This window comes from Dyadobacter sp. CY351, assembly GCF_021502625.1.
Taxonomy (GTDB): Bacteria; Bacteroidota; Bacteroidia; order Cytophagales; family Spirosomataceae; genus Dyadobacter; species Dyadobacter chenhuakuii.
In genome coordinates this window covers 146518-172327 of sequence record NZ_JAKFFU010000008.1, presented here as the reverse complement: position 1 = coordinate 172327, position 25810 = coordinate 146518, and the positions used below count along the sequence as shown (strand labels likewise).

Sequence of the window (25810 nt, the reverse complement as noted above, 5' to 3'; positions counted from 1 at the left end):
GCGCCTTCGGCTCCGCTCAGGCTGACAGGGGGAGTATCTTCTTCGCTTCATCAACCCACAATCCAACCAACTCTTTGAACCCAAACAACACTTCCCAGCACCCCTTTTTCAAGCTGGGAAAGCTGTTTGTTATTGGATTCATTGTTGTTACTGCCAGTCTTTTCTTCCTATATCCACAAATTTTTTATTGTGAATTAATCCGTTTCTCCGGTTTCCGATCTGAGACAGGAACAATTTATTTTAGTCCGGAGATTAAGCCTATTCATTATAAAAAGCTGAAATCGATCATCATCAGCTCCGAAGTCAGGGTCGACTCTTTCTTTCAGGGCAAAAAGTCCAGTCCTACCATTATTGTTTGTCGCGATCCGCAGGAATATCAGAAATATTGCAGCAGCACAGAAGGGGCGGGGTGCAGTTTGGGGACGCCTTGGGGCAATTCGTTTGTGATCCTTAATGCGCAGGGTATGAATGTGGATGTGATCAGCCACGAAATGAGCCATACGGAATTGCTTGAAAGACTGGGTTGGTGGACTATTGCTACGGAAATTCCGCAATGGTTTAACGAAGGCATTGCGCTCATGCTCGACAGGCGGTTTGTGAACAACCCCGATAAAATTGGCCGCTATTTCGATTACATGGACGAATGGCTCTATTACACAGGCGGTGGTCAGCAGATTTTGGAGCTCAGGGATATGGCATCTATCAAAGGTTTTTTTAATGCAAATCAAAAGCAGGTGATGCTTGCTTATATGTCGGCGGGCCTCGAAGTTTCCTATTGGCTTATCCTTTCTGAGGAGGACGGTTTGCATCGGCTGATAGGAGAAATGAAGGCCGGGAAATCATTTGAAGAGGCCTATCAGCGTGCGGAAGCCAAAAAACGTGCTTACTGGTTTAAGAAACTGCCAACGAACCCGCTCCGTTTTCAGGATTCAAAGAAAATATCGGAATAAATACATGTCGATTTAACACTTGTAACTATATTTATGAACGCATTTGAAAACAGGACTATTATTCCCATGTCTATTTTCATTTTGCACTATTTTCTGAAAATAATGTACCTTTCGATTTAAACCAATCAACCTCATACATTCATCTATTTTATTATTTGAAATGCAACAATTACAGAGCCTGGATTATATTGTTTTCTTCTTTTATTTCATCGTCGTCTCCGGTTACGGTTATTGGATTTATCAACGGAAAAGATCAACAGTCGAGTCAACCAAGGATTTCTTTTTGGCGGAAGGCTCGCTGACCTGGTGGGCGATCGGAGCATCATTAATTGCTTCCAATATTTCAGCAGAGCAATTCATCGGAATGTCCGGAAACGGCTTCTCCATGGGTTTGGGTATTTCAACATATGAATGGATGGCAGCGGCGACACTTGTGATTGTAGCCGTTTTTTTTATGCCCATTTATCTCAAAAACAAGATTTATACAATGCCCCAATTCCTAAGCCAGCGTTATAATCCGACGGTGAGCTTAATTATGGCCGTTTTCTGGCTGGCGTTGTACATTCTGGTTAACCTTACTTCTATCCTTTATCTGGGCGCACTTGCGGTCTCGGGTATTTCCGGATTGGATTTCCAGTTTTGTATGATCGCACTCGCCGTTTTTGCGATCATTATCACCATTGGCGGAATGAAAGTGATTGGTTTTACGGACGTTATCCAGGTTTTCTTCCTGGTAATCGGTGGTTTGGCAACGACTTATCTGGCTATTAACCTTGTTTCGGGAGAGGCGGGTATTGATGGTGTAATGACCGGGATCAAAATGATGCGTGAAAATCACGACGACCATTTCCACATGATTTTCCCTAAAACAAGTCCATTTTATATGCAATTGCCTGGTTTGACGGTTCTCCTTGGCGGGATGTGGATTGTAAACCTGAACTACTGGGGTTGTAACCAATACATTACGCAACGCGCATTGGGAGCGGATTTGAAAACTGCCCGTAACGGGATTTTGTTCGCGGCGTTTCTGAAACTTTTAATGCCGGTGATCGTGGTTTTGCCAGGTATAGCAGCCTACGCGCTTTACAGTAAAGGAATGTTCCAGGCAGAAATGCTGGATGCAGATGGGCAGATCAATGCAGATAAAGCCTATCCGGTATTGCTTAACCTGCTTCCAGCAGGCTTGAAAGGACTTTCGTTTGCCGCATTAACTGCCGCTGTGGTGGCTTCGCTGGCTGGTAAGGCAAATAGTATTTCAACGATTTTTACACTCGATATTTTCAAAAATTATATTGGAAAGAATTCGGACGAGAAAACACTCGTACGCATTGGACGTATCGTAGTTGTAGTTTCTATGATCCTTGCAATCGTGGTTTCTCCTTATATGGGAATTGACAAAAAAGGTGGTTTCCAATTTATTCAGGAAATGACGGGCTTATTATCGCCGGGTATTTTTGCATCGTTTATCATGGGCTTCTTCTGGAAGCGTACCAACTCCGCAGGTGCATTATTCGCCATTGTAGGCGGTTTCCTAATTGCGTTGGCCATGCACAACAATTACTTCCCGTTTGCCGACTGGACGCAAGTTCCGTTCCTGGACCGTATGGGCTTGGTATTCCTGATATGCGTGGTGGTAATGGTGATTCTAGGCTTGGTAATGCCTGATGAGAAGAAAGGATTGGCGATCGATACGGCCATGTTCATCCCGCACCGCAGCTTTATCGTCGGTGCAGCAGTTGTTATCGGCATCATTGTATTCTTATACGCCTACTTCTGGTAATAGAAGAGGAAGGGCAAAAAAGAAAGGCTTGGAGCGATCCAAGCCTTTCTTTTTTTGAGACGATCAGGAGATTAAGCCTGCTCTTCGATAATGGTAATTTTCTGGATTTTATCACCCTGACGAAGCAAGTCCACAGTATCAACGCCTTCCACCACTTTGCCGAAACAAGTATGGTTTCCGTCCAGATGCGCTGTGTTTTTGCGGCTATGGCAGATAAAGAACTGCGATCCGCCGGTGTTACGTCCTGCATGTGCCATGGAAAGAACGCCACGGTCATGATATTGGTTACCGCCATTCAGCTCGCAATCAATTTTATAGCCAGGGCCTCCACGACCGGTTCCGGTTGGATCGCCGCCTTGCACCATAAAATCAGGTATAACCCTGTGGAAGATCAGTCCGTCGTAAAATCCTTTTTTTGAAAGATCAACAAAGTTTTTCACCGTTCCGGGTGCGTCCGCATCGTAAAACTCGATCAGCATCGTGCCTTTATCGGTGATCATTTCTGCTTTTGTCATATTGATTTTAAGAGAATTTGAATAAAAATTGAAGTTGTTTCCGGTCAGTCGAACTGACGTTTCATAACAACACAAAGAAAAGGATAATGTATCCTTTTCTTCAACTATATGCCAAAATAAATGATTGATCAGGAGTCAGTGAGTGGCTTCTCAGTTTGTTTTGCCAACTGAACATCTGCTTTTTTCTGCTCCACCTTGAATTCAGCCAAACGGTCTACCACGTCTCCGCTTACCCATTCTTTGCTTCTTTCGGGGTTGTTAAACCATTCTTTGACAGCCAGTAACTTATAGATGTAACGGGTTGTTTCTGAGTTTAAACGCAATTTGAAATAATCGTCCTTGTTCTGAGCATCCAGTTTATTCTGAATGTGCGTAGGTCCTGCATTATAAGCAGCAGCAACAAGGGTCCATGAACCAAGCTGACGATAAAGGTTGCGCAGATATTTTCCTGCGGCATGCGTTGATTTGACGAGGTGTTTGCGATCGTCCCTGGTTTCATTAACGACCAGTCCAAGAGATTTAGCTGTTGCCGGCATCAGCTGCCAGTAGCCTCCCGCGCCACGGTGCGATTTTGCGTCGTCACTCATTGCGCTCTCTATCAGGGGAAGATATTTGAAATCGGCTGGTACTCCATACTTTTTAAGAATCGGTTCTATAATCTTGATTCTTTTTTGGGTCTTAGTCATCAGCTTACGAAAGGTGGGGTTGTCGTAATTTCTGATCATTTTTTGATATCGCTCAGCGATTCGAAGCTCTGATAATGGAATGGCCTCGCCACAGAAGTCAATAGCAAGAAGATCTGAATCTATAATTGTTGTCTCTTTCAGTTCCTTCTTTTCCACCCCCACCTCGCTCACTGGTTCATTACCCATTATTGCGATTGAGAGGGCCATAAAGATAAGTTTAATCATTCATTTTTCATTTCGTGGAACATAGTATTAAGGCTTAAAGCCGGAGCAAAGATAACGCGGTTTGAATTAAAAATATTTCATTTTTCTGTAAAACTTTGATTTATAGACAATTATGTAACCGCTTTGTAGTATTAATTCAAGACATTCGCATTTGGTGTTTCACGCTCATTTCCTGGGTTTCCTTTGTAAAAAAGCACAAAACCAAAATTTAACCTGCGCTCAACGCCGAATTACCAAACGCAAAAATTTATAATTCATATCACTTAATATAGAAATAATTGTAAAAACGTGACATCAATTACTGATAATCAAAGTTTTAGCATCACTGGTAAAACCGTTATTCAGACTAATCACGTTGTGCCGGACTAAAATTCACAAATTCCTTGCCAATGGTACATTGTTTTAAACTTTCAGAATTGCAGAAATAGTAACTTGCGTTTTTGCACTATTTTGCGAGATTATGGTCACAGTTAAAGAGGCGAAACAAAAGATTCTGGAAAATGTGAAGGCGCTGCCCGCTCATATTGTGGAGATCGGAAACGCTTTGGGGCATGTTTTGGCGGCTGATATATTGGCACCGCTGGCACTACCTTCATTCCGCCAGTCGTCCATGGATGGCTATGCGGTCATACACAGCGATATAACTGAAACAGCAACTGTTCTAAAATTAGAGGGGGAATCAAAAGCGGGGCAAACTTCCACACCGGCACTAAGATCGGGATCTGCGATGCGCATTTTTACGGGAGCGCCTGTGCCTGACGGCGCAACTGCCGTAATCATGCAGGAAAATACTTCGGCGGAAAACGGAGGTGTAACGATCCGGGAATTTCCGGTTCCGGAAGGTAAGAATGTGAGAAATATTGGTCAGCAAATTCAGCAAGGCGCTGTTGCACTGGAAAAAGGCACTTTCCTGTCACCCGGAAGCATTGGATTTTTGCAGGGAATGAATGTTCGCGAAGCCAATGTTTATAAAAAGCCAAAAATCGGATTGCTGATTACGGGCGACGAACTGCTGCATAAGGGCGATTCGCTGGTCCATGGTAAAATTTTTGAATCCAATTCAGCCATGCTTGCCGCAGCATTGCAGCAGGAAGAAATAACAGATTTTGAAATAAAATATGCGGCAGATGATCTGGAATCAACAATCAACGGACTTAACGAGCTGGCAGAATCCAATGATGTTGTACTTGCTTCCGGCGGAATTTCGGTGGGTGATTACGATTTTGTGGGAAAAGCTGTGGCTGCATTGGGCGCCGAAACGGTGTTTTATAAGGTGCGTCAGAAGCCCGGAAAGCCCTTACTATTTGCAAAAAAGGATGATAAGCTGTTTTTTGCATTGCCAGGAAATCCGGCCTCTTCGCTGGTTTGTTATTACGAGTACGTGTTACCAGCTTTGAGAATAATGTCGGGCCGGAAAGAGCCGTATTTAACAGCATTAAAAATGCCTGCGAAATACGCTTATTCGTTCAATGGCGAGCGGGATGAATTCCTGAAAGGCTTAATTGTAAACGGAGAAGTGATACCGCTGGACGGCCAGGAATCGTTTGCATTGCGCTCCTTTGCCATCGCTAATGCCATTATTTATCTGCCCTTAACACAAAATGTGGTGAATGCAGGCGATTTGGTTGAGGTTCATTTGCTTCCCGGCTGAATCGGTTTTTGAAAAAATGTGTTAGGCTTTAAAATAGAAAATATAAGCAATGAGCATTCAGGTATCCTATTATGGAATGTTAGCAGAGATTACCGGCCAGGCGAACGAGGTTTGGGTTGCTGATCAAAATCTGACTGTGGGTGATTTTCGTAACCAGATTATCGAGCGATATCCTGCTATGCGGGAGAAAAAATTTAAAATTGCAGTGGATCAAAAGATTGCGCAAGATTACGTTTCTATTGATAATGCATCCGAAATCGCACTGCTTCCGCCATTTGCGGGAGGCTGAAACATTATACGGGCCTAAACCCTAACCATTTCATGGAAAAAGCGCATAAGCATAAAAAAGTTTTCGTTCAGGGACCGATCAGTCCTGATTTTGTTTCCAAATCGATTGCAAGCCACCAATCGAAAACAACTATTGGCGCGCATGCCATATTTTTAGGGCAGATCCGGGCAGACCAGAAAGCAGAAGGAACAGTAACCGGCATCGAATATTCAGCTCACGAAGAAATGGCCGAAAATGCATTCCACGAGATCAGGGAAGCTGCTTTTGAGCAGTTCGAGCTTACATGCATGCATATTTACCATAGCCTGGGCATTGTGCCGACGGGCGAAATCAGCCTCTTCGTTTTCGTTTCTTCGCCCCACCGTCGTGCCGCTTTTGAAGCTTCCGAATATATTGTAGAGGAAATCAAAGCCAATGTTCCGATCTTCGGAAAAGAGCTGGTAGGCGAAGGAGGGACATACGTTTGGAAGGAAAACAATTGAGAAGCATCACCGCTCAACATTTGCTAGAAATCATTCACTCATTGGCTCACTCACTCATTTAATTATCCATCGCACCGGCGACCCGGTCATTCAAAATATCAATTGGTAGACATTACGCATAAAAGCAACACATTACGCATTGCAACCGCCCAGGCCATTGTGCAGGTTAGCAAAGCGGAAACCATAGCGGCCATCCAGGAGCGGAATGTTCCAAAAGGCGATGTTTTCGAAATGGCGAAAGCAGCCGGATTTTTGGCTGTGAAAAAAACGCCGGACCTGCTGCCCGATTGTCATCCGATCCCGGTGGAATATACAGGTGTGAATTACCGCATTGAAGATCTGACTATTATCATTGAGCTGACTGTCAAGACAATATATAAAACAGGCGTCGAAGTGGAGGCTATGCACGGCGCTTCGGTGGTTGCGCTCACCATGTATGATATGTTGAAACCGATCGACAAAGGCGTTGAGATCAGGAATATCAGGTTATTGGAGAAAAAAGGTGGAAAGAGCGATCGGAAAGCTATACCGGAAAACCTGAAAACCGCAGTAATTGTTTGTTCCGACAGCATTTCAAATGGAATTGGTGAAGATAAATCGGGCAAAAAAATCATTGAAAAACTGGAAACGCTCAAAATTGCGGCCAGCGATTACAGCATAGTTGCCGATGATAAGGCCAGCATTCAGGAGAAAATCAAAAGCCTTTGCCTGGCAGATTATCAGCTTATTTTGATCACAGGCGGAACCGGGTTGTCTCACCGGGATGTTACACCGGAAGCAGTATCAGAATTAATTGAAAAAGAGATTCCGGGAATTGCGGAAACAGCCAGGAATTACGGTCAGGACCGTATGCCCACAGCCATGTTATCACGATCTGTTGGCGGCTTAATTGGTGAAACACTGGTTATTACAATGCCGGGAAGCACAGGCGGCGTTGCAGAATATATGGATGCATTGTTCCCGCAAGTCCTGCATGTTTTTAGTGTCATTGAAGGAAAAAAGCACGATTAAAATAAAATAATGTCCTTACCCATTGTAGATACATTCGGTCGCAAGCACACTTATCTGCGAATTTCGCTGACTGATAAGTGCAATCTGCGCTGCACCTATTGTATGCCGCAGGAGGACATGCAGTTTATGCCTTCCAAATGGCTAATGCAAGCCGATGAAATCAAAGCGCTCGCCGAGATATTCGTTGAGATGGGTGTTGATAAAATACGTTTAACGGGTGGAGAACCATTAATCCGCAAAGACGTAGGTCAGATTGTCTCCGACCTCGGCAAGCTGCCCACTTCGCTGACGCTGACCACCAATGCTGTTTTCATTGATCAGTTTATTGATAATCTGAAAGAAGCAGGTGTCAATTCGCTGAATGTCAGCCTGGATACATTGCGGGAAGACAGGTTCAGAGCGGTCACGAAGCGGGACCATTTTACCAAAACCCTGGGAAATATCAGGTTGCTTTTGGCAGAAGGATTCGTGGTTAAGATCAATATGGTGGTGATGAAGGGCATTAATGAAGACGAAGTCAATGATTTCGTCAGGATGACCCTCGAACAACCCAATCTGCACGTCCGGTTTATTGAATTTATGCCATTTAAGGGCAATCAGTGGGATATGTCAAAGATCGTTTCCTACAACGAGCTCCTTTCCGATATCAATAATGAATTTGATTTTCAACAATTAACTGGTGAATTGCAGGATACAGCACATCGTTTCCAGGTAACCGGCGGCGCGGGTACTTTTGGGATTATCGGGACGGTGACACATCCATTCTGCTCCGGCTGCAACCGCATCAGGCTCACTGCCGACGGAAAGCTTAAAAACTGCCTCTTCGACACTTCCGAAGCAGATCTGCTGACTCCTCTCCGCGCCGGCCAGGACGTCCGCGCCCTCATCCACGCCCATTTCCACAAAAAACACTTCGCCCACGGCGGCCACGTAAACTTCACCGAAAAACAAGCTAAATCAGATTACGAACAAAACCGGAATATGATTGCTATCGGGGGGTAGTTACTGAAAATTTTTCCAGGCTGTATAAGGGTTCTCGAATTGGCAGAGAATGGCATGTATCTGCACAATTTGTGTTTGCTCATTGATTGAGAAATGAATGGCATAAGGAAAGACATCCAGCAGCGCAAACCTTACTTCACCATATCTAAGCGTGTATATTCGTGGGATTTCTTTGATCAATTTCAGTTTTCGCTTAACTTCAGATCGAAACCTTTTGCCAAGGCCTTGCTGGCACTCATCATAATATTCAGCAGCACCAGCAATATCTTCAATTGCCTCAGGTGTAAATTTTAGCTTGTACAATGCCATAGATCAGGCATCCAGCATTTTGAAGACCTCCTCTTCGTCTATAAGCAGCTCAGGATGATGTTGATACTTATTTACCCGTGCATTCACTTCGTCCATCTGCGCTCTCGTAACGACGAAATTTTCATCGTTTTCTTTAATCAAATCAATTGCATCAACTTTTTGCAAATCTTCAATAAGAGATGCTGCATAATCTTTTTTGATAGTGATGTGATAAGTAACTGCCATATGTATGGGATCTAAGTTGTTGCTTACCAAAGATAACGAGGATTAGGTAACTTTTTATCTTCGTTTCACAAATCCTCCCCTTCAAAACGTCACCAATCCATCTGATTAATATACTTAAAACCATTCAACACTAATTTCTGCCGTTTAAATAATGCGTGCAACATTGGCGGTTGCGGGGATATCATTGGTAAAAATCTTCAAAAAGTATTTACTCAAAGTAACCTTCAAAAGCCATGAGAAACGTGATGAAAATGATTGCCGCCGCAGCGTTTACCCTTCTGCTAGTAACCAATGTATCCGCAACACCGCGCGTTGAACCAAAAGCGGAATGCAAAAATAACTCCTGCGAAAAGTTTAAAATCGGCATGTACAGGGTCAAAAACACAACTTCTATGAATCTGCTGATGGAAAAAGAAAAAGGCGAACGCGTGGTAATCCGCCTGATGAACGCCAAAGGCAAAGTCCTCCATGAAGAATATGTTCCCAGGCATCTCAGCAAATATGGACGCAAGCTGAATTTCGAAGAGATCAACGACGGAGTTTACACCCTGGAAGTTTCCAATGATTATGAAAAGATTGTGAAAAGTATTTACCTGGCTACGAACGAAATAAGAGAAGTCGAGCGGACATTAGTCGGCATAAATTAAGGTTCAACAATGTGGCGTTACGGGCATGCAGCCGCAGCATTCCTGTAACGCTTTTTATTTTTCTGCCGGTTGTTCCTCTGTCCTGGGTAAAAGCTTCACGAATAACAGGTCGTAGGTTATTTTAGCCCAAATTAAAATACACGGAACGGCCTTTACAACATAAGGTTTCATCCATTCATTTCTGATAAATCTTGGAAAAAGGTCGGTAGGAGATAAGGCTGTGAAAACGAAGGCCAGCACAAGCAGCACATAATTTTCCGGCTTTTGCTGCTGCGCATAATACCAAAGCGCAACGCCTGTAATGGCAATAATGAATGTGGGCGACTCAGCCCGGTGATTGAAAATAACCACCCATATCATTATCGAGGCCAGTAATAACATTCTGAATGTGAAATTGCTATACTGTTTGATCCGTAAAAGCGGAATGCAGAACAGGATTGCGCCTGCAACGCTGACGTAAGTTTTGTTCACTTGAAGTCCGAACCAGGTTTTCAACCAGCCGATTACAGACAAGCCGTCAGAAATGGAATGGTCATTGGAAAGCAAATTCGCCCAGCTTTTATAGAGGAAAATAAATTGATCCACATTCACAACCAATAGCGGAAGCGCTGTAAAAAGGATCACCCAAACAGCGGTTGTATAGGTAAGTTTTAATTTATTCGGATATAAAAGAAACAAAGCTAGCCCCACAATGCCGAACAGCTTTATGAAAATAGTGGAAACGAGGCAAAACGATGCCATCCAATATTTTCCCCGCTCCAAAAAGCCAAAAGTAAACAGGAACAGCCCGGCAATTAAAGCATTACTCTGCTCATTCTGAGTGGCGGTAAGCATTTCCACGATCACAAAAACCAGGATCAAACCTTTGGTCCTAAGATCAATGCGCGGGAGATAATAGACGGAGTAGAACAGCACCGTCACATTCAGAATGTTCCATAAAGACAGTCCCAGCACATCAGGAAGGATGGCCAGGATGCCAAAAATCAATGCAAATGCGGGACTATATTTAAACAAATCACCCTGTTCCTCCACAAACGAATCATACAGATCCTTCGATTCGATCAGGTGGAAAAAGGACTGTTTGAATATAATGTAGTTGTTGTAAGTCGTATAAAGCCTGCCGCCTTCCACAAAGCTTTTCATTCCGCCAAAGTAGGACTGCAAGCTGGCGAAGATCGCCACGCCCAGAAACAGGATCAGCAGGTATTTTTGATTTACTAAAAAACGATTTACAGCACGCATTGGAGGTCAGAATTATCCATTATCTTGATTGAAAACCAAAACTAGGGATAAATCAGCGTTTTTATGATTCAATTCTTTGCATAACCCATCGATTTCAACCATCCGTCCATAGCAGCCGGCCAGCCTGCCAGAGAGCCTTTTCCTTCTGTGCGCATGCCGTAGCCATGCCCGCCTTTGGGATACAAATGCATTTCAGCAGGGATTTTTTTTGCTTTGAGTGCCAGGTAATAGGCAATGCTGTTTTCGGGGGGGACGCCGGTGTCGTCCATCGCATGTACAAGAAATGCGGGAGGCGTTTCGGGGCTTACTTGGAGTTCGTTGGAGTAATATTTAATCAGTTCGTCGGATTTTGCAGCACCTAGTAAGTTGTCGCGCGAACCGCCGTGGGCAAGTTCGGGCGTCAGGGAAATTACAGGGTAAATCAGGATCGAGAAATTGGGCTTTCCGTCCGGAGAAGCTGCTTTACCCATATTGAAATGCGTGGACAATGTGGCTGCCAGGTGACCGCCCGCCGAGAAACCCATCACACCGATTTTGTTCACATCAATATTCCATTTGCCAGCGCTCTGGCGGACCAGCTTCATGGCCTGCATGGCGTCCATCAACGGCACTTCATGCTGCGTAGTCATCGTTTTTTCGCTTGGTAATCTGTATTTCAACACAAAAGCCGAAATTCCGCGATCATTAAACCATTTTGCAAAATCACTTCCCTCGTGCGACGCCGCCAGAATCCCATAACCTCCGCCAGGGCAAATCACCACCCCTGCGCCGGTCGCTTTGTCTTTGGGAACAATGTAAGCCGTCATCGTCGGAACGGAAACACCGCTGATCCTGAGAATGTTGTCATCGCCGGTTACAGACTTTTCCTCAACGGTATTCGCTTTAAAATTGGGAACCTTGCCTTCCGGCCACAGATTAATTACTTCGTTTTGAGCCATGGATTTATCAGGTGCAGCGTATAATGCCAATGCAAGCAGGAGACCGGTTATTTTCTTCATCACATTATTTTTTAATCCAATAAGTCGGTCTCCAAGCTAATATACCATGCGTTTATGCCGGAAAATGTTACTAAGGCTTTGCAGGATTGATCATAATGTGCGCTCTGTGGGTTCCCGGGTCCATGATCCACGGCATGCCGGCAACATCTGGTTTAAGCGGTAGCCCGGTGCTTTCTGCCGTCGCAAAGGGAATGTAAACGACATAGCGGAGATAACCGTTTTTCAGCTCGCCGCTGGCCATATCATAATTATCCTTCGTTCCCGACAATGCGAAAAGCGTAGAGGATTGCTTCGGCATCATCAATTTGCCATCCTTCACTTCCTTCTCCCGAATGTCAAAAATCTCCTTCGGGTTCTTTCCTTCCTTAGCCAGCACGCGGCCTCTTTCCATAAATGCATCCAGTCCGGCAAAATAGCAGGAAACGCTTACATCTTCCTTTTTTGGATCGTTAGCAATGCAAACCATATCATTGTTCCCGGCGCGAAGGACTTTAAAAGAACCGTCGGGCGCGTAACCGTAAACCTTGGCGCCTTCACGCTTGTCTGCCGGCGCGGCCAAAACAGCTGTTTTGATTTGAATTTCAGGGGATAAAACGGCAGTTTGGCCCATTGCCTCAGCAGCCAGACAAAGTGCGATTGCGGAAAAAAAAGTCTTGTTCATGGTAGTAAATGACAGGTGGTTTGTCTCTTATATGCTTAAAATTAGTAATCTTTATTAAAGATTTGTACAAATCTTTTCCGCATTACCGACTGTAATTAACAATCCCCATGAACTTAAAAAAAACGCTGGCACTGTTTCCCGCAGGATGTTTGTTGGCAACCCTGATGGTCGCTTCTTACCAGCACGTTAACCCAAGCACTTTCCAAAGTTCGAAACTCGACAGCCTTTATAAAGACCTCACCGACGCCCAGAAGCGCTCGCCTAAATATGCGGTTGCAGGATTATCCGTAACCAACGGACTGGAAGCAACATTGTTCGCCTCGGAACCCACCATTACCAACCCCACCAACATTGATGTAGACCATTTGGGCCGGGTTTGGGTTTGCGAAGCATATAATTACCGCCCTGCGATCAATGGTAACCCTACCAAAGACGAAGGCGACCGCATCCTGATCATGGAGGATACGAATGGCGATGGAAAGTCAGACAAAACCACTGTTTTTTATCAGGGGAAAGAGATTAATTCTCCGCTTGGGATTTGGGTGATGGGCAATCGTGTGGTGGTTTCTCAAAGTCCTTATGTCTGGCTTTTTACGGATGAAAACAATGATGGAAAAGCAGATAAAAAGGAAGTTATTTTCGAGGGCGTAGGCGGTGAGCAGCACGACCACGGCATGCACGCATTCATTTTCGGACCGGATGGAAAGTTGTATTTCAATTTTGGTAACGAGGGAGGACATTTACTGGACGGCAAAGGAAATCCGGTGACTGGAAAAGATGGTCAGCCTATTGATTTCAAAAAGTTAAAACAGGGAATGGTGTTCCGCTGCGATCCTGATTTTAAGAACATTGAGGTTTTGGGAAATAATTTCAGGAACAACTATGAAGTCGCGGTGGATAGTTACGGAACAATGTGGCAGTCCGACAATGATGACGACGGAAACAAAGGCGTGCGGATCAATTACGTGATGCAATATGGCAACTACGGCTATACCGATGAGGTTACCGGTGCAGGCTGGCGTGCAAACCGCACGAATATGGAAGATTCCATTCCATTCCGTCACTGGCATTTGAATGACCCGGGCGTGGTTCCGAATTTGTTGCAGACAGGCTCGGGATCGCCCACGGGAATGGTCTTGTATGAAGGCTCAATGTTGCCGAAAGAATTTCAAAATCAAATGATCCATTGCGAGCCGGGGCATAATGTGGTGCGTTCGTATCCGGTTCAGAAATCCGGCGCAGGTTATACAGCCAAGATTGTGAACTTGGTCGATGGTAAACGGGATCAATGGTTCCGCCCGTCAGATGTCTGCGTTGCACCCGATGGTTCACTCATCGTTTCCGACTGGTATGATCCGGGCGTCGGCGGCCACCAGGCCGGTGATCAGAACCGGGGCCGCTTATACCGAATAGCACCTGCAAACACGCCTTATCGCATTCCAAAAACAGACCTGACAACGGCAACCGGCGCAGTGGAGGCATTGCAAAGCCCAAATCTTTCAGTTCGTTACCAGGCTTGGATGGCTTTGACAGCAATGGGTGAAAAAGCGATTCCATCATTGGAAAAGCTATTTAAGGATAAGAAGGCAAACGACCGCATGCGTGCAAGGGCATTGTGGGTTTTGAGCAAATGGCCGACTTCTGGCAAGAAAAACATTGATATCGCCATCAAGGACGCAAATCCTGACATGCGGATAGCAGCATTACGCGCGGCCAGTGAGCTGAAAGATGTAGACATTACCAGTTATATTAGTCTATTGGTAAAAGATGCTGAGCCTCAGGTGAGAAGAGAATGCGCATTGATCCTGCACCATAACAAATCGCCGAAGGCTCCTGCACTATGGGCGGAACTGGCAATGCAATACGATGGCAAAGATCGCTGGTATCTGGAAGCATTGGGCATTGGCGCAGACGAGCAGTGGGATTCGTTTTTCAAAGCATGGCAAGCCAAAGTTGGTTCCAATGCCATTGCAACGCAGGCTGGCAAAGACATTGTCTGGCGTTCACGCGGTAAGGAATCGGTTCCGTTGCTGGCTTCACTCGCTGGTGATTCCAAAACCGATTTGAAAAGCAGGTTGCGTTACTTCCGCGCTTTTGATTTTAATACTGCTGCCAATGAAAAATCAATGGCGCTCTTGCAGATCATGAAAGGGAATTCTCCCGAGCAGACAAAAGTAAATGAGCTGGCATTAAGACATTTGGATCCCGCATTTGTCAAACAAAATGCAGAAGCAATGGCAGCGCTCAAAAAGTTGCTCGATTCCTCATTCGGAACCCCTGCCTATCTTGAATTGGTAAGTAAATACGAATTGGAGTCAGAAAATCCAAGGTTACTGGATATGGCCATCAGCCAGGCGTCAACCCGGACAGGGCCGGCGGCTGCGATGCAGTTGATGAAACAGGGTGGTGGAAAAATGGTCTGGGATGTTATCAAAGGATCCGATGCCTCTAAAAGTGAAGGGATTGTTTCAGCATTGAGAGGCGTAGGAAGCAAAGAATCATTGGAAATCCTGCAAACCGTTGCATTAGACGATAAATATCCTGCTAGCCTGCGCACGATTGCCGCCAGGTCATTGGGCGGGACGATGAACGGTGAAGATCAGGTTATAGCATTATTAAAAGACGGAAAACTAAGCGGTGAACAGAAAGCCGCAGCTGTGAAAGGATTAAGCGGCGCTTGGAGGAAATCAGTCAAGATGGAAGCGGCGAAATACACAGTTGGCGGAACCGTAGCAGTTTCAAAGCATCCGCAAGTGAAAGATCTGATCGGTATGAAAGGCGATTTGTCGAAGGGAAAACAGGTTTTTACGTCCTATTGCTCGGTTTGCCATCAGGTGAATGGGGAGGGAATGGATTTTGGTCCAAAACTTTCTGAAATCGGAAGCAAACTGCCAAAGGAGGCACAGTATACAGCCATTTTCGAGCCCAGCGCGGGCATTGGCTTTGGTTATGAGGGTTTTGAGGTAACATTAAAAGACGGATCAACCGTCTCAGGCATCGTCGCCAGCAAAACCGAAACCGACCTGATCCTGAAATTCCCTGGCGGCTCGACCCAGGAATACAAAATGTCACAAGTAAAGTCCATCAAACAACTCAACGATTCCATGATGCCCGCTGGCTTGCAGGATGCCATGAGCACCGAGGAGCTGGTTAGTCTGGTTGATTATTTGAGCGGGTTGAAGAAGAAATAGATCAGCTTAAAGGATTGTAAGGAGCATATGCAAGCGCATATGCTCCTTTTTTTATCATTTGTAGGGAACAGCCTTAATAAGCCGAAGATTGTTCAACTGGCTGATATTGAGAATATTTTCTTCCGGGATAATGTTTCTGCTAATCCAGTTATTAATGATCATGGTATTCTTCAATCCAAACCGTCTGCAATATTCCTTCATCGTAACCCACTCACTAAGCGGATATTTCTGACCGTTTATTTCAATGTTGACGTCTTTGGATTTATGGTATTCTGCGATTATAGCATCTGCTTTTTTGCGGGTCTCTCTAGATTGTGCAAGCAATTCTTCTGCCTCTTGAACCATGAACTTTCCAATCACCTCCCGTTCGGCCTCTGTTGCGGTTTGAAAATAGTCCAGGCACTCATTACTTGCTGCTTCATATTCAGCTAGACTGCCCGCTTCTCTCATTCGTTTAAATATATGTTCCATATCGAGTATTCGTTGATTTTAAAGTGACTTGTAGATGTCCTCCAGTTGTTGGATCTTCTGATTAACGTCCAATAGTTCATCTAGAACAATATTTTGTAACTCATCTGAAGGACTTGTCATAGTGCTCAAGTTTTTGAGTCTGATTTTTAATTCGCCTCTACGGATTAAATGCTCAGCTATAAGCTGTTTAAGTATATGCTTCACTATTTATGAGTGTATAGTATGTGAAAAAAGCAATCTTGTGTGTTTTGTAATATCACAAAACAAAGTTAGTAATATCTTTTATTCTTTCAAACTTCATTTCCTAATCCCGGAAACATCAGGTATTTTTATACGTTATTAGGATATCTGCATCATCAAATTTTTGTTTTGAAACAATTTAATTCTACTAAATCTGCATTATTAATTGCAGGTTTTACAACTCTTCTCAACTTCTTCGGTTTTTGTCAACTTTCTGATTCACTAGTCGTTACTGATCCTGATAGCTTGTATGCTACGTTTTCGGAGCCTGAAAAGCGATTTTCCCGGAATGCGGTGCTTGGGCTGAAAGTGGCCGATGGCCTGCAAGCAACGCTTTTTGCTTCGGAACCGGACGTGATCAACCCTATAAACATTGATGTGGACCATCGGGGAAGGGTTTGGGCTTGCGAAGCCTATAATTATCGTCCCGCTGTGAATGGTAAGTCGGAGCTGGGGCAGGGGGATCGCATTGTGATCATGGAGGACAAGAATGGCGATGGAAAGTCGGATGTAACCAAGGTCTTTTACCAGGGGCCGGAGCTGAATTCGCCTTTGGGAATTTGGGTGATGGGTAACAAGGCTGTTGTTTCGCAGAGTCCGTATGTATGGCTTTTTACCGATACAAATGGTGATGATAAGGCCGATAAAAAAGAAATTTTATTCAAGGGAATCGGCGGCTCGCAGAATGACGCCGGTATTCATGCATTCGTTTTTGGGCCGGACGGGAAATTTTATTTCAATTTCGGCAATGCAGGAAGGCAGCTTGTTGATGGTCAGGACAGGCCATTGCTTGATAAATATGAAAGGCCGATCGATTTCAGGCAGTTCAAGCAAGGCGTCGTTTTCAGATGTGATCAGGATTTTACCAAAGTTGAAATATTAGCACAAAATTTCCGGATCGGCTTTGAAGTTGCCGTCGATAGCTTCGGGACTATGTGGCAATCGGATCAGGAAGAGCCTGGCAATGGCGGCGACCGGGTTTCGTATGTGATGGAAAACGGGAATTTTGGATACATTGACGAAATGACGGGTGCAAGCTGGCGTCTGAACCGCACCAATCTGGAAGACGAAATCCCGCGCAGGCACTGGCATCAGAATGATCCGGGCGTTGTTCCCAACCTCATTGAAACGGGCTCAGGTTTTCCGATGGGTATGACCATCTATGAAGGTGATTTACTGCCCCGGCGTTATCAGAATCAAATTCTACTCGCCGATGCAGGCCAGCAAAGCGTGAGCGGATTCCCGGTTGTGAATGATGGTGCAGGATACAAATCCACCGGCATTCTTCCTATCGTCGAAGGAACACGCGATAAATGGTTCAGACCAACGGATGTATGCGTAGCGCCTGACGGTTCGCTGATCATTTCCGACTGGTATGATCCCGTAATTGGTTCGCATAAAATGAAGGACAGGAGCCGTGGCCGGATTTTCCGCGTTGCGCCCAAGGACTCACTGTATAAAATCCCTGTTTTTGACCTCTCCATTCCCGAGCAGGCAGTAAAAGCGCTGCAAAGTCCCAACTTATCCATGCGTTATATGGCCTGGAATGCTTGTGTAAAGCATGGCTGGCAGGCTGAACCTTATCTCGAAGAGCTCTTTCGGTCAATAGTTGTCAATCCGCGGATCAGAGCGCGGGCATTGTGGGTTTTGAACCGGATCGAAGGTTTCAATTACAGAAGCCTCGATATTGCATTCAGGGAAATGAACCCGAATTTGCGGATTACCGCATTGCGCGCCGTGCGGCAGCGCAACAGCGATCCTACGGAATATATCAAGCGCCTTACCGCTGATCCCGACCCGCAGGTGAGAAGAGAATGCGCTTTGGCGATCAATCATAACCATACTTACGAAGCATTGGACGTTTGGTTGCAGTTGGCAAGACAATACAAAGGAAACGATCGCTGGTCGGTGGAAGCATTGAGCATAGGTGCCTTTGACCAATGGGAACGGATTTTCCCGGCGTGGCTGGCGCAGGCAGGCGCTAATCCTGTGGCCACGAGTGCAGGAAAAGACATTGTATGGCTGGCAAGAACACGGCAGGCGATTCCGTATCTGACCACGGCTGCTTCGGATACCAGTGTGAATTTCAAAAGCAGGCTTCGCTACTTCCGCGCATTCGACTTCTTCCATGCAGGTTATGAAAAATCGCAGGCGCTGCTGAATGTAATGAATGTCAATTCTTCGGACCGAATTGAAGTAAGCAAGCTTGCATTGCTGCATTTGGATAAATCATTTGTTACGAACTCCCAGCAAGGGCTCACCGCATTGAACAAGCTTCTCGACGAAACTTATGGAACGGAACATTACATTGATTTAATGACCCGCTATGAGCTGGATTCCGAGATGGACCGGTTGTTTAAAATGGCTTTGGATAAATCGGATGAAGTTGTGGGACGGGATGCCGGGGCATTATTGCTGGAACAGGCTGGCATTTCTTACGTGACGCAAAAACTCGCGGGTTTAAATGAAGAGAAAAAGTCTTCGCTTCTGGCTTCGATACAAACAGTAGGAAGTCCCGAGTCGGTTTATTTATTAAGGAACACAGCTTTGAATTCCAATGAGCCTATGTCTGTGCGTAAAAACGCGGCCAAATATCTGGGGGCGAGCTGGCCGGGAGAAGAAGCAGTGGTGAAAATGCTTCGGGATGATCAAATGGCTGGCGATGTGAAAGAGGCCGCATTGGAAGGTGTGAGAAATGCGTTCAGAGAAGAAATCAAGGTGCAGCTGGCTCCCTATTTCCCTCAGCTGACCGATGATAAACTGGCCGAGCCCTCGAAGTCAGACAGCAAGAAAGAAAGGAAGAGAAAACGCAGGAGAGGCTAGGAACGCAAGTTTCCAAGGCCGTTTGCGGTATATTTGACAACGCTACAACTTTACATTCCTAAACAAAACATTAAAAAAATATGCTCCGCAGAAATTTTGTAAAATCTTCCCTTGGTCTGGCTGGTGCAGCAATTGCAGCAGGAGATGCTTTCGCAACGGCGCCAATGGCTAAAAATAAATTCAAGCTTAAATACGCTTCCCACTTTGGCATGTTTCAGAACAGCGCCGGAAAAGATGTGATTGATCAGCTGAAATTTATGGCTGACCAGGGTTTCATGGCAATTGAAGATAATGGCATGATGGGCAGGCCGGTGGAGCAGCAGGAAGCTATTGCCAAAGAAATGACGCGCCTGGGCATGCAAATGGGCGTTTTTGTGGTGGATAAGGGAGGAAACGGTGCCAATACATTAGCAGCAGGTAAGCAGGAATACATTGATATTTTTTTGAATGGCTGCAAAAAAGCGGTAGAAGTTGCCAAGCGTGTAAATGCGAAATGGATGACGGTTGTGCCGGGTGATTTTGAGAGAAATTTACCAATAGGCGTGCAAACAGGCCATGTGATTGATGCATTGCGCCGAGGTGCTGAAATCCTGGAACCGCACGGATTGGTGATGGTTTTAGAGCCGCTAAGCGATTCGCCAAATCTTTTTCTGAGAACTTCCGATCAGACTTACGAAATCTGCCGGGGCGTTAACAGCAAGTCCTGCAAGATCCTGTACGACATTTACCACATGCAAAAAAACGAAGGACGCCTGCTTTACAACATTGACCGGACTTGGAGCGAAATCGATTATTTTCAGATAGGGGACGAGCCTGGCCGCAAGGAGCCGACAACGGGCGAAATTAACTACAAAAACATTTTCAAATACATTTACGACCGCAGCAAAAAGGAAAATAAATCCTTCATCATGGGCATGGAACACGGCAATTTCTCACCGGGTAAGGAGGGAGAGGAAGCGTTGATAAGGGCTTATGTGGAAAGCGACAGCTTTACGATCTAATGTTCTTCGCAAGCCGTTTTTGATATAATATAAAAAGAAAAACACCGTAGAGTAGCGATTACTTTACGGTGTTTTTTGTGCCCTGGAGCAAATAGTAAATTACAATACAACAACTGAATTTTCAGCAGTTGCGTCAACGCCGGCAGCTACGTATTTGTCTGCTTCCCAGTCATTTTCCCACTTTTCGTCGTCAAGGATATAACGGAACTGATACTCACCTGATGCAAGTTCAAGACTTGTTTTGAATGAGCCGTCTTTTTGCTTTTTCAATGCGATTGCTTCCTCAGGATTCCATCCGTTAAACTCGCCAACCAACGCAACTTTTTTTACTTCAACTGCTGCTTCTGCGGGAACTGTAAATGTTACTTTATAAAGTGATTTACTCTTTACAAATTGCTTTGTTAATGCCATGATTATGTAGTGTTAAATAGTTGATGGAACAAATATACAATCAAAAATTATTCAAATCAATGAATATCAATATTATAAAGGAATTTCATCTTTGAATAATCATAATTAAACGTAGTAATACGTGTGTTTATTTTCCATTTCAACCATATTTACCGCAACGTATAGCGCATGCCGAGAAAGCCTCTGATGCCCTGATTAGGCGCAAAAACATAAGATGGATCGAATGTCAGCCGGTAAGGATTGTCAGGCGTTGCGATCACCTGGCCGCTGTCATCAAACTTTACATTTTTGTCAAAAGGATCATTCGATCTTGCAATGGAATTGGCGGGAGGAGTAAAATTGAGCAGGTTTTTTACTCCGCCGTAGATTTCCAGGCCATTGTCAAACTTCTTGGTGACCTGTATATTTTGTAATGACCAAACCGGTGAAATCTTTGCGCGCGGATCTTCTTCACTCAGCACCGGCAGCCGCATAGGACCGTAAATATTGCCCGTATAATCAAACGATATGCCCGACTTTTGAAACTCATAAGAAACAGACCAGACACCTGTATATTTTTCTGTCAGCACAGGCCTGAACCGGACTCCGTTTTCCTTCTGAAAATTTTCCATGTAAGTCGCCCCAGCAATGATCTTCAAAGGAAAAGGAAAGTTGAAATCCAGATTCAGGTTAACGCCTTTTGAAACAGCATAACCATCCAGATTATCATAAATAATCTCATTTGGATTCGTGTCGTAGTCAGGCAGGATGCGGTTTGTAAAATGAGTGTAGAAAACGGAGGCGTCCAGGCCAATGAAAGAACTTCCCGTCACAATCTTTTTCACATAATTCACATTCACATTCCAGCTTTGCTCAGGATTAAGCGCTTCTTTCACAATCACTTGCCGCGAACCCGTAAGCGCAGCGTGGTCCTCCGTGAAGAGGTTTACAATGCGGAAGCCGCGACCAATGTTCAGTCGGGCCACATCCGTTTGGTTGAACTTGTATTTATAGGCAAGCCTGGGCGTGAAAATGCTTCCATGACGGCTGTTATAGTCATACCGGGCTCCCAGCAGCAGGGAATGCGGCCCGGCTTTGATCTCATCCTGGACAAAAATACCAGGTAGCAAAATTTTGTCGGGATGGTCTTTGCCGTCGAGGAAGCGGGTTGCGGTGGTGTTGTCATTGTAAAAAGTATAGCGGAATGGGGTTCCGAAAAGCAGGTTATGCCTGCCGACTTCTTTATCCCATAACAGCTGCGCAAACGCTATTTTCTGATCTGCATTGAACATTACATGGCCATAGGTCGAGTTCTGGTTGTGTGAGCTGAAAGAATATTGCAATGTCACTTTTTCGGCCATAGGAAGCTGATAGTTGCCTAAAACTTCGAAGCGTTTGGTATAAATGCTTTCCCCGTAAACCTCCGTTCCGCCGCGATATGTTTTGTTCCAGTTCATTTGCCCGCCCCAGCGGTCCTCATAATAGTAACGCGCCGCAATGTTCGCCTGGCGATTATTTTTCCGGTTAAACGACCATTTATTAAAAACAGAAATGCGGTTCTGCAATGTCAGGTCTGTGAAACCATCCTTATTGTTGTCAATCGGGTTTTGGTAATTAAAATAACTCACACCCAGGAGCGAGCTTGCTTTGGAACCTGCGGTAAATTTCACGCCCAGGTCGATATTATAATCCAGCCACGATGTGCTGAATGCATCCGCGGAGAATATGGGTGCTTTTGAAGGGTTTTTTGTGATAATGTTGATCAATCCACCCACGGCTTCCGATCCGTAAAGGGTTGAAGCAGGGCCTTTTACAATTTCGACCCGATCAATCAGGCTGTTTGGGATTCCGGACAGGCCGTAAACAGTGGAAAGTCCGCTTACCATGGGCATGCCGTCGATAAGCACCATGGTGTACGGTCCTTCGAGGCCGTTGATATGGATGTCGCCGGTGCTGCATACATTGCAATTGAGCTGCGGGCGCACGCCATTAACGTAGCTAAGACCTTCAAAAATGCTTGGAACAGGGTTTTTGTAAATGAATTTAGCCGTGATAATGTCTACGGGAACGGGGCTGTCCAGCTTTGAAACCTCTTTCATTGTGCCTGTAACCACCACTTCATCCAAAGCATTAGCACCGGATTTTAGCACGAAATCACGCACGACGTCCTTTTCAATCCGCACGTTTTTTTCGGTAATGTTCGGCATAGAGATGAAGCTGACCCGTAGAGAATAACTTCCATTTGGAATTCCCGAGATCTTATAATGTCCGATCGAATCAGCAGTCGCTCCGATCTTTAATTCGTTAATATAGATCGATGCGCCAAACGCCGGGCCATTTCCTTCTTCCAGGATTATTTTCCCGGAAAGCGAATGTTGCGCCAGTGCTGGCAGGCTGAGTGTATATAACAGCATTAGTATGAGTAACTTCATATATACTTAATCTTATATTTAACTAATCCTTAATATTAATTTAGACAAATCTAAAAATTAAACTTGATAAACAATAACTATTAATTTGATCGCCTGAAAAAATTATTGAAACTAACTATACGTTTTTTAGGGTTAGGGAGATTACACCGGATGAAGTGATTTTCACCGGCTATGGATAACCTATAAAAATGATTATGCTGAAAAAATTTTTGAAACCAATCAAGCTTCCGGCGTCCGCCGACTGGGGCGTGCTGATTTTACGGGTCGGAATTTCGTTGCTCATGCTCACGCATGGCTATGCAAAGCTGCAAAACCTGTTAAAAGGTGACCATTCATTTGCTGATCCGATCGGGATTGGAGAGGAGGTATCGCTTTATCTTACGATTGGCGCTGAGTTTGTTTGCTCCATTTTGGTAATTCTTGGTTTGTTCACCAGGGCGGCACTCATTCCGCTGATCATCACCATGACCGTGGTTTTCTTTATTGTACACGGCCCTGATCCGCTGGCCGACAAGGAACACGCTTTGACGTTCCTGATTGTATATGTCACATTGTTTCTGACCGGCCCGGGCAAAATGTCCGTGGATAACGGTCTTTATAAATAATAAAAAAAGCGTTTCCAATCTGGAAACGCCTTTTTAATGCTATTGCGACCATTGGGTTGGAGAGCGGTCCCAGCGGTGTACTTTCAATTTATCTGCGAGCTTCGGATCCAGCAGCTCACCATCACTGGCTGAAACATTGGACCTTACGTGCGGCAGTTTGCGCATGCCCGGAATGGTGGTATGCACATCCGGATTGTTCAATATGAACCGTAATGCAAGCTCCGGCATTGTCATTCCTTCCGGAATGTCGGCTTTCAGCGCCTCAGCGTGGTCTACACTGGAATTCAGGTTTTCCGGCACAAAGTAAGTAGACCGCCAGTCGTCGGCCGGGAAAGTTGTTTCTTTAGTAAATGTGCCTGTTAATGTTCCTTCGTCAAACGGAACACGTGCAATGACGCCGATATCGAGCTTTTTGCAAAGCGGAAAGAGGTTGTCCTCCGGCGCCTGGTCAAAAACATTGTATATCACCTGAACAGCGTCTATTAATCCCGTTTCAAGGGTTTTTAAGACATTATCCGGCTCCCAGCGGTTAACGCTGATGCCCCAACGTTCCACTTTTCCTTCCTGCGTCAATTTTTGAATTGCTTCTTTCCACTCATCTTCCTGCGCCCAGCTGTCTTCCCAAACATGGAATTGAAGCAGGTCAATGTGTTCCGTGCCCAGGTTTTTAAGGCTTTTCTCTGTGTATTCGATAATGTAATCGGCAGGGAAAACTTCCTGTAACGAAGAGTCCGCTTTGGATGGCCACTGGCGGTTTTTAGGTGGGATTTTGGTGGCCGCATATAATTTGCGGTCCGGGTAACGGCGGATCAGGTCGCCGAGAATGCGCTCGCTGAGGCCTTCACCATAGCCCCAGGCCGTGTCAAAGAAGTTAACGCCTGATTCAACTGCCAGATTAAGAGAGTCATCTGTTTCCTTACGGTCGGAGCCCGTCCAGCCTGCAAGTCCCCACATTCCGTAACCTATTTCGCTGATCTGCCAGCCACTACGCCCAAAACGACGGTTTTGCATTGTTAAGTAAATTTAGTGTTCGTGGATTAAAGCCTGGGATTGTGTCTTTTTAATGTATTAGAAATACATTTGTAGGATATTAAGTTCAGAAAAACTCGTAGAACGTTCTTCAATTAAACGGATAGGTGAGAGATAAAGGGTTGATGGTAAATGCATTGTTGATGACGATAAAAAGAATCGCCGGAATTGTCCTGATCCTCAGCATTTGCGGCTGGGTCAATGAGGATAAACCTTCGGAAAAATTAAATGAATATTGCGCCACATTCAACCAGCTCCAGCTGGATATCCGTGACAATGTAATCTCCCCCGACTCCGGGCGGCTTGCTTTCCGCACGATCATGCAGCAGATCAGAAGTGAGTTTAAAAGGGATACCTGCCGCGTCATTGATTCGTCTTATTTTGCTTATCCGATTAAAGGCTATACGCCCCGCGAATCCATAGGAGGCCGCGGAAGAGGTTACCGCGGTGAAGGTTTCGACCTTTTCGATAACAATGTGCGCGGAAGCCATCCTGCACACGACCTTTTTGTAAAGGATAAGGATCAGGACAATCTGGACGACAGGACCTGGCAGCCCGTTGACGTGATGGCATTTACTTCGGGAATCGTTCTGGCAACGGAAACAGGCTGGAAATACAACAGTGAATTCCGGGGCGGGAACTGGATCTGGATTTACGATCCATGCCTGGACGGCCTTTTCTACTACGCGCACAACAATATGATCGAAGTCCAGCCCGGACAATGGGTGAATGCCGGTGATAAAATTGCCGAAATGGGCCGCTCCGGCTATAATGCTTATCAAAAACGTTCGCCAACGCACCTGCACCTGATGTATCTGCAACTGGACGAATACGCCATGCCGCTTCCTGTGAACACTTATGAATGGTTGCTGATGTCAACCGTAAAGGATGGTTACGTTACGGAATGATTGGGATTGATGCTATTAATTAATAAATTGTAGCTCACTCGATTACT

General features: G+C 45.2%; 24 protein-coding genes. 13 read left to right on the top strand and 11 right to left on the bottom strand.

Annotated elements, in window-relative coordinates:
* The first annotated feature begins 74 nt into the window (after nt 1-74).
* Together L0660_RS16915 and L0660_RS16910 are read left to right on the top strand one after the other, a co-directional pair.
* Nucleotides 75-950 (top strand): hypothetical protein, encoded by an 876-nt coding sequence (locus tag L0660_RS16915; protein ID WP_235160452.1) that lies wholly within the window; start codon nt 75-77, stop codon nt 948-950.
* Between the two features lie 160 nt (nt 951-1110).
* A complete protein-coding gene (locus L0660_RS16910) occupies nt 1111-2730 on the top strand; it encodes a sodium:solute symporter family transporter (RefSeq protein ID WP_235160451.1) in 1620 nt (539 codons plus the stop codon).
* 71 nt (nt 2731-2801) lie between these two features.
* On the opposite strand, the gene L0660_RS16905 is transcribed toward L0660_RS16910, so the two are convergent.
* Together L0660_RS16905 and L0660_RS16900 are read right to left on the bottom strand one after the other, a co-directional pair.
* Complete coding sequence (locus L0660_RS16905) at nt 2802-3245, bottom strand: peptidylprolyl isomerase (protein ID WP_026628598.1); 444 nt, start codon at nt 3243-3245, stop codon at nt 2802-2804.
* A gap of 128 nt (nt 3246-3373) precedes the next feature.
* Nucleotides 3374-4138, bottom strand: coding sequence for a lytic transglycosylase domain-containing protein (locus tag L0660_RS16900; protein ID WP_235160450.1), 765 nt, complete (start codon nt 4136-4138; stop codon nt 3374-3376).
* Between the two features lie 478 nt (nt 4139-4616).
* On the opposite strand from L0660_RS16900, the gene glp reads away from it, so the two are divergent.
* The 5 genes from glp (at nt 4617) to moaA (ending at nt 8591) form a co-directional block, all read left to right on the top strand.
* Nucleotides 4617-5807 (top strand): gephyrin-like molybdotransferase Glp, encoded by a 1191-nt coding sequence (gene glp, locus L0660_RS16895; RefSeq protein WP_235160449.1) that lies wholly within the window; start codon nt 4617-4619, stop codon nt 5805-5807.
* A 49-nt stretch (nt 5808-5856) separates the two neighbouring features.
* Nucleotides 5857-6096: a MoaD/ThiS family protein gene (locus L0660_RS16890; protein ID WP_235160448.1), complete on the top strand. Its 240-nt coding sequence runs from the start codon at nt 5857-5859 to the stop codon at nt 6094-6096.
* A 32-nt stretch (nt 6097-6128) separates the two neighbouring features.
* A complete protein-coding gene (locus L0660_RS16885; RefSeq protein WP_235160447.1) occupies nt 6129-6578 on the top strand; it encodes a molybdenum cofactor biosynthesis protein MoaE in 450 nt (149 codons plus the stop codon).
* Between the two features lie 102 nt (nt 6579-6680).
* A complete protein-coding gene (moaCB, locus tag L0660_RS16880) occupies nt 6681-7589 on the top strand; it encodes a bifunctional molybdenum cofactor biosynthesis protein MoaC/MoaB (protein ID WP_235160446.1) in 909 nt (302 codons plus the stop codon).
* Between the two features lie 9 nt (nt 7590-7598).
* Nucleotides 7599-8591: a GTP 3',8-cyclase MoaA gene (moaA, locus tag L0660_RS16875; protein ID WP_233797420.1), complete on the top strand. Its 993-nt coding sequence runs from the start codon at nt 7599-7601 to the stop codon at nt 8589-8591.
* Here moaA and L0660_RS16870 read toward each other — a convergent pair whose 3' ends face one another.
* Both L0660_RS16870 and L0660_RS16865 read right to left on the bottom strand, forming a co-directional pair.
* Nucleotides 8592-8900 carry a type II toxin-antitoxin system RelE/ParE family toxin gene (locus tag L0660_RS16870; RefSeq protein ID WP_235160445.1) on the bottom strand — a complete coding sequence of 103 codons (309 nt, stop codon included), beginning with the start codon at nt 8898-8900 and terminating at the stop codon, nt 8592-8594.
* A 3-nt stretch (nt 8901-8903) separates the two neighbouring features.
* A complete protein-coding gene (locus L0660_RS16865) occupies nt 8904-9125 on the bottom strand; it encodes a hypothetical protein (RefSeq protein WP_235160444.1) in 222 nt (73 codons plus the stop codon).
* Nucleotides 9126-9358: 233 nt separating this feature from the next.
* Here L0660_RS16865 and L0660_RS16860 point away from each other — a divergent pair, with 233 nt between their 5' ends.
* Entirely contained in the window at nt 9359-9772 is a 414-nt protein-coding gene (locus tag L0660_RS16860; protein WP_233797419.1) for a hypothetical protein, read from the top strand.
* 54 nt (nt 9773-9826) lie between these two features.
* Here L0660_RS16860 and L0660_RS16855 read toward each other — a convergent pair whose 3' ends face one another.
* The 3 genes from L0660_RS16855 to L0660_RS16845 all read right to left on the bottom strand — a co-directional run bounded on the left by L0660_RS16855 (nt 9827) and on the right by L0660_RS16845 (nt 12673).
* On the bottom strand, nt 9827-11014 hold the full coding sequence (locus L0660_RS16855) for a glycosyltransferase family 87 protein (RefSeq protein WP_233797418.1): 1188 nt from the start codon (nt 11012-11014) through the stop codon (nt 9827-9829).
* 68 nt (nt 11015-11082) lie between these two features.
* A complete protein-coding gene (locus L0660_RS16850) occupies nt 11083-12012 on the bottom strand; it encodes an alpha/beta hydrolase (RefSeq protein ID WP_233797417.1) in 930 nt (309 codons plus the stop codon).
* A gap of 70 nt (nt 12013-12082) precedes the next feature.
* A complete protein-coding gene (locus L0660_RS16845) occupies nt 12083-12673 on the bottom strand; it encodes a hypothetical protein (RefSeq protein ID WP_235160443.1) in 591 nt (196 codons plus the stop codon).
* A gap of 107 nt (nt 12674-12780) precedes the next feature.
* Between L0660_RS16845 and L0660_RS16840 the strand changes: the two genes are divergently transcribed.
* A complete protein-coding gene (locus L0660_RS16840) occupies nt 12781-15864 on the top strand; it encodes a PVC-type heme-binding CxxCH protein (RefSeq protein WP_233797416.1) in 3084 nt (1027 codons plus the stop codon).
* 54 nt (nt 15865-15918) lie between these two features.
* Here the strand turns inward: L0660_RS16840 and L0660_RS16835 are convergent, their stop codons facing one another.
* Entirely contained in the window at nt 15919-16335 is a 417-nt protein-coding gene (locus L0660_RS16835; protein WP_233797415.1) for a hypothetical protein, read from the bottom strand.
* A gap of 369 nt (nt 16336-16704) precedes the next feature.
* Here L0660_RS16835 and L0660_RS16830 point away from each other — a divergent pair, with 369 nt between their 5' ends.
* Both L0660_RS16830 and L0660_RS16825 read left to right on the top strand, forming a co-directional pair.
* On the top strand, nt 16705-19398 hold the full coding sequence (locus L0660_RS16830; RefSeq protein ID WP_233797414.1) for a PVC-type heme-binding CxxCH protein: 2694 nt from the start codon (nt 16705-16707) through the stop codon (nt 19396-19398).
* A gap of 80 nt (nt 19399-19478) precedes the next feature.
* Complete coding sequence (locus tag L0660_RS16825; protein ID WP_233797413.1) at nt 19479-20399, top strand: hydroxypyruvate isomerase family protein; 921 nt, start codon at nt 19479-19481, stop codon at nt 20397-20399.
* A 99-nt stretch (nt 20400-20498) separates the two neighbouring features.
* Here L0660_RS16825 and L0660_RS16820 read toward each other — a convergent pair whose 3' ends face one another.
* Complete coding sequence (locus L0660_RS16820; RefSeq protein WP_026628582.1) at nt 20499-20810, bottom strand: isoamylase early set domain-containing protein; 312 nt, start codon at nt 20808-20810, stop codon at nt 20499-20501.
* 149 nt (nt 20811-20959) lie between these two features.
* Nucleotides 20960-23221, bottom strand: a complete 2262-nt coding sequence (locus L0660_RS16815; protein WP_235160442.1) for a TonB-dependent receptor — start codon at nt 23219-23221, stop codon at nt 20960-20962.
* Nucleotides 23222-23415: 194 nt separating this feature from the next.
* Between L0660_RS16815 and L0660_RS16810 the strand changes: the two genes are divergently transcribed.
* Nucleotides 23416-23826: a DoxX family protein gene (locus tag L0660_RS16810; RefSeq protein ID WP_235160441.1), complete on the top strand. Its 411-nt coding sequence runs from the start codon at nt 23416-23418 to the stop codon at nt 23824-23826.
* Nucleotides 23827-23865: 39 nt separating this feature from the next.
* On the opposite strand, the gene L0660_RS16805 is transcribed toward L0660_RS16810, so the two are convergent.
* A complete protein-coding gene (locus L0660_RS16805; protein ID WP_235160440.1) occupies nt 23866-24837 on the bottom strand; it encodes an aldo/keto reductase in 972 nt (323 codons plus the stop codon).
* A gap of 161 nt (nt 24838-24998) precedes the next feature.
* On the opposite strand from L0660_RS16805, the gene L0660_RS16800 reads away from it, so the two are divergent.
* The gene (locus L0660_RS16800) at nt 24999-25763 is read left to right on the top strand and encodes a M23 family metallopeptidase (RefSeq protein ID WP_235160439.1); all 765 of its coding nucleotides are present in this window, start codon (nt 24999-25001) and stop codon (nt 25761-25763) included.
* Nucleotides 25764-25810: the final 47 nt, after the last annotated feature.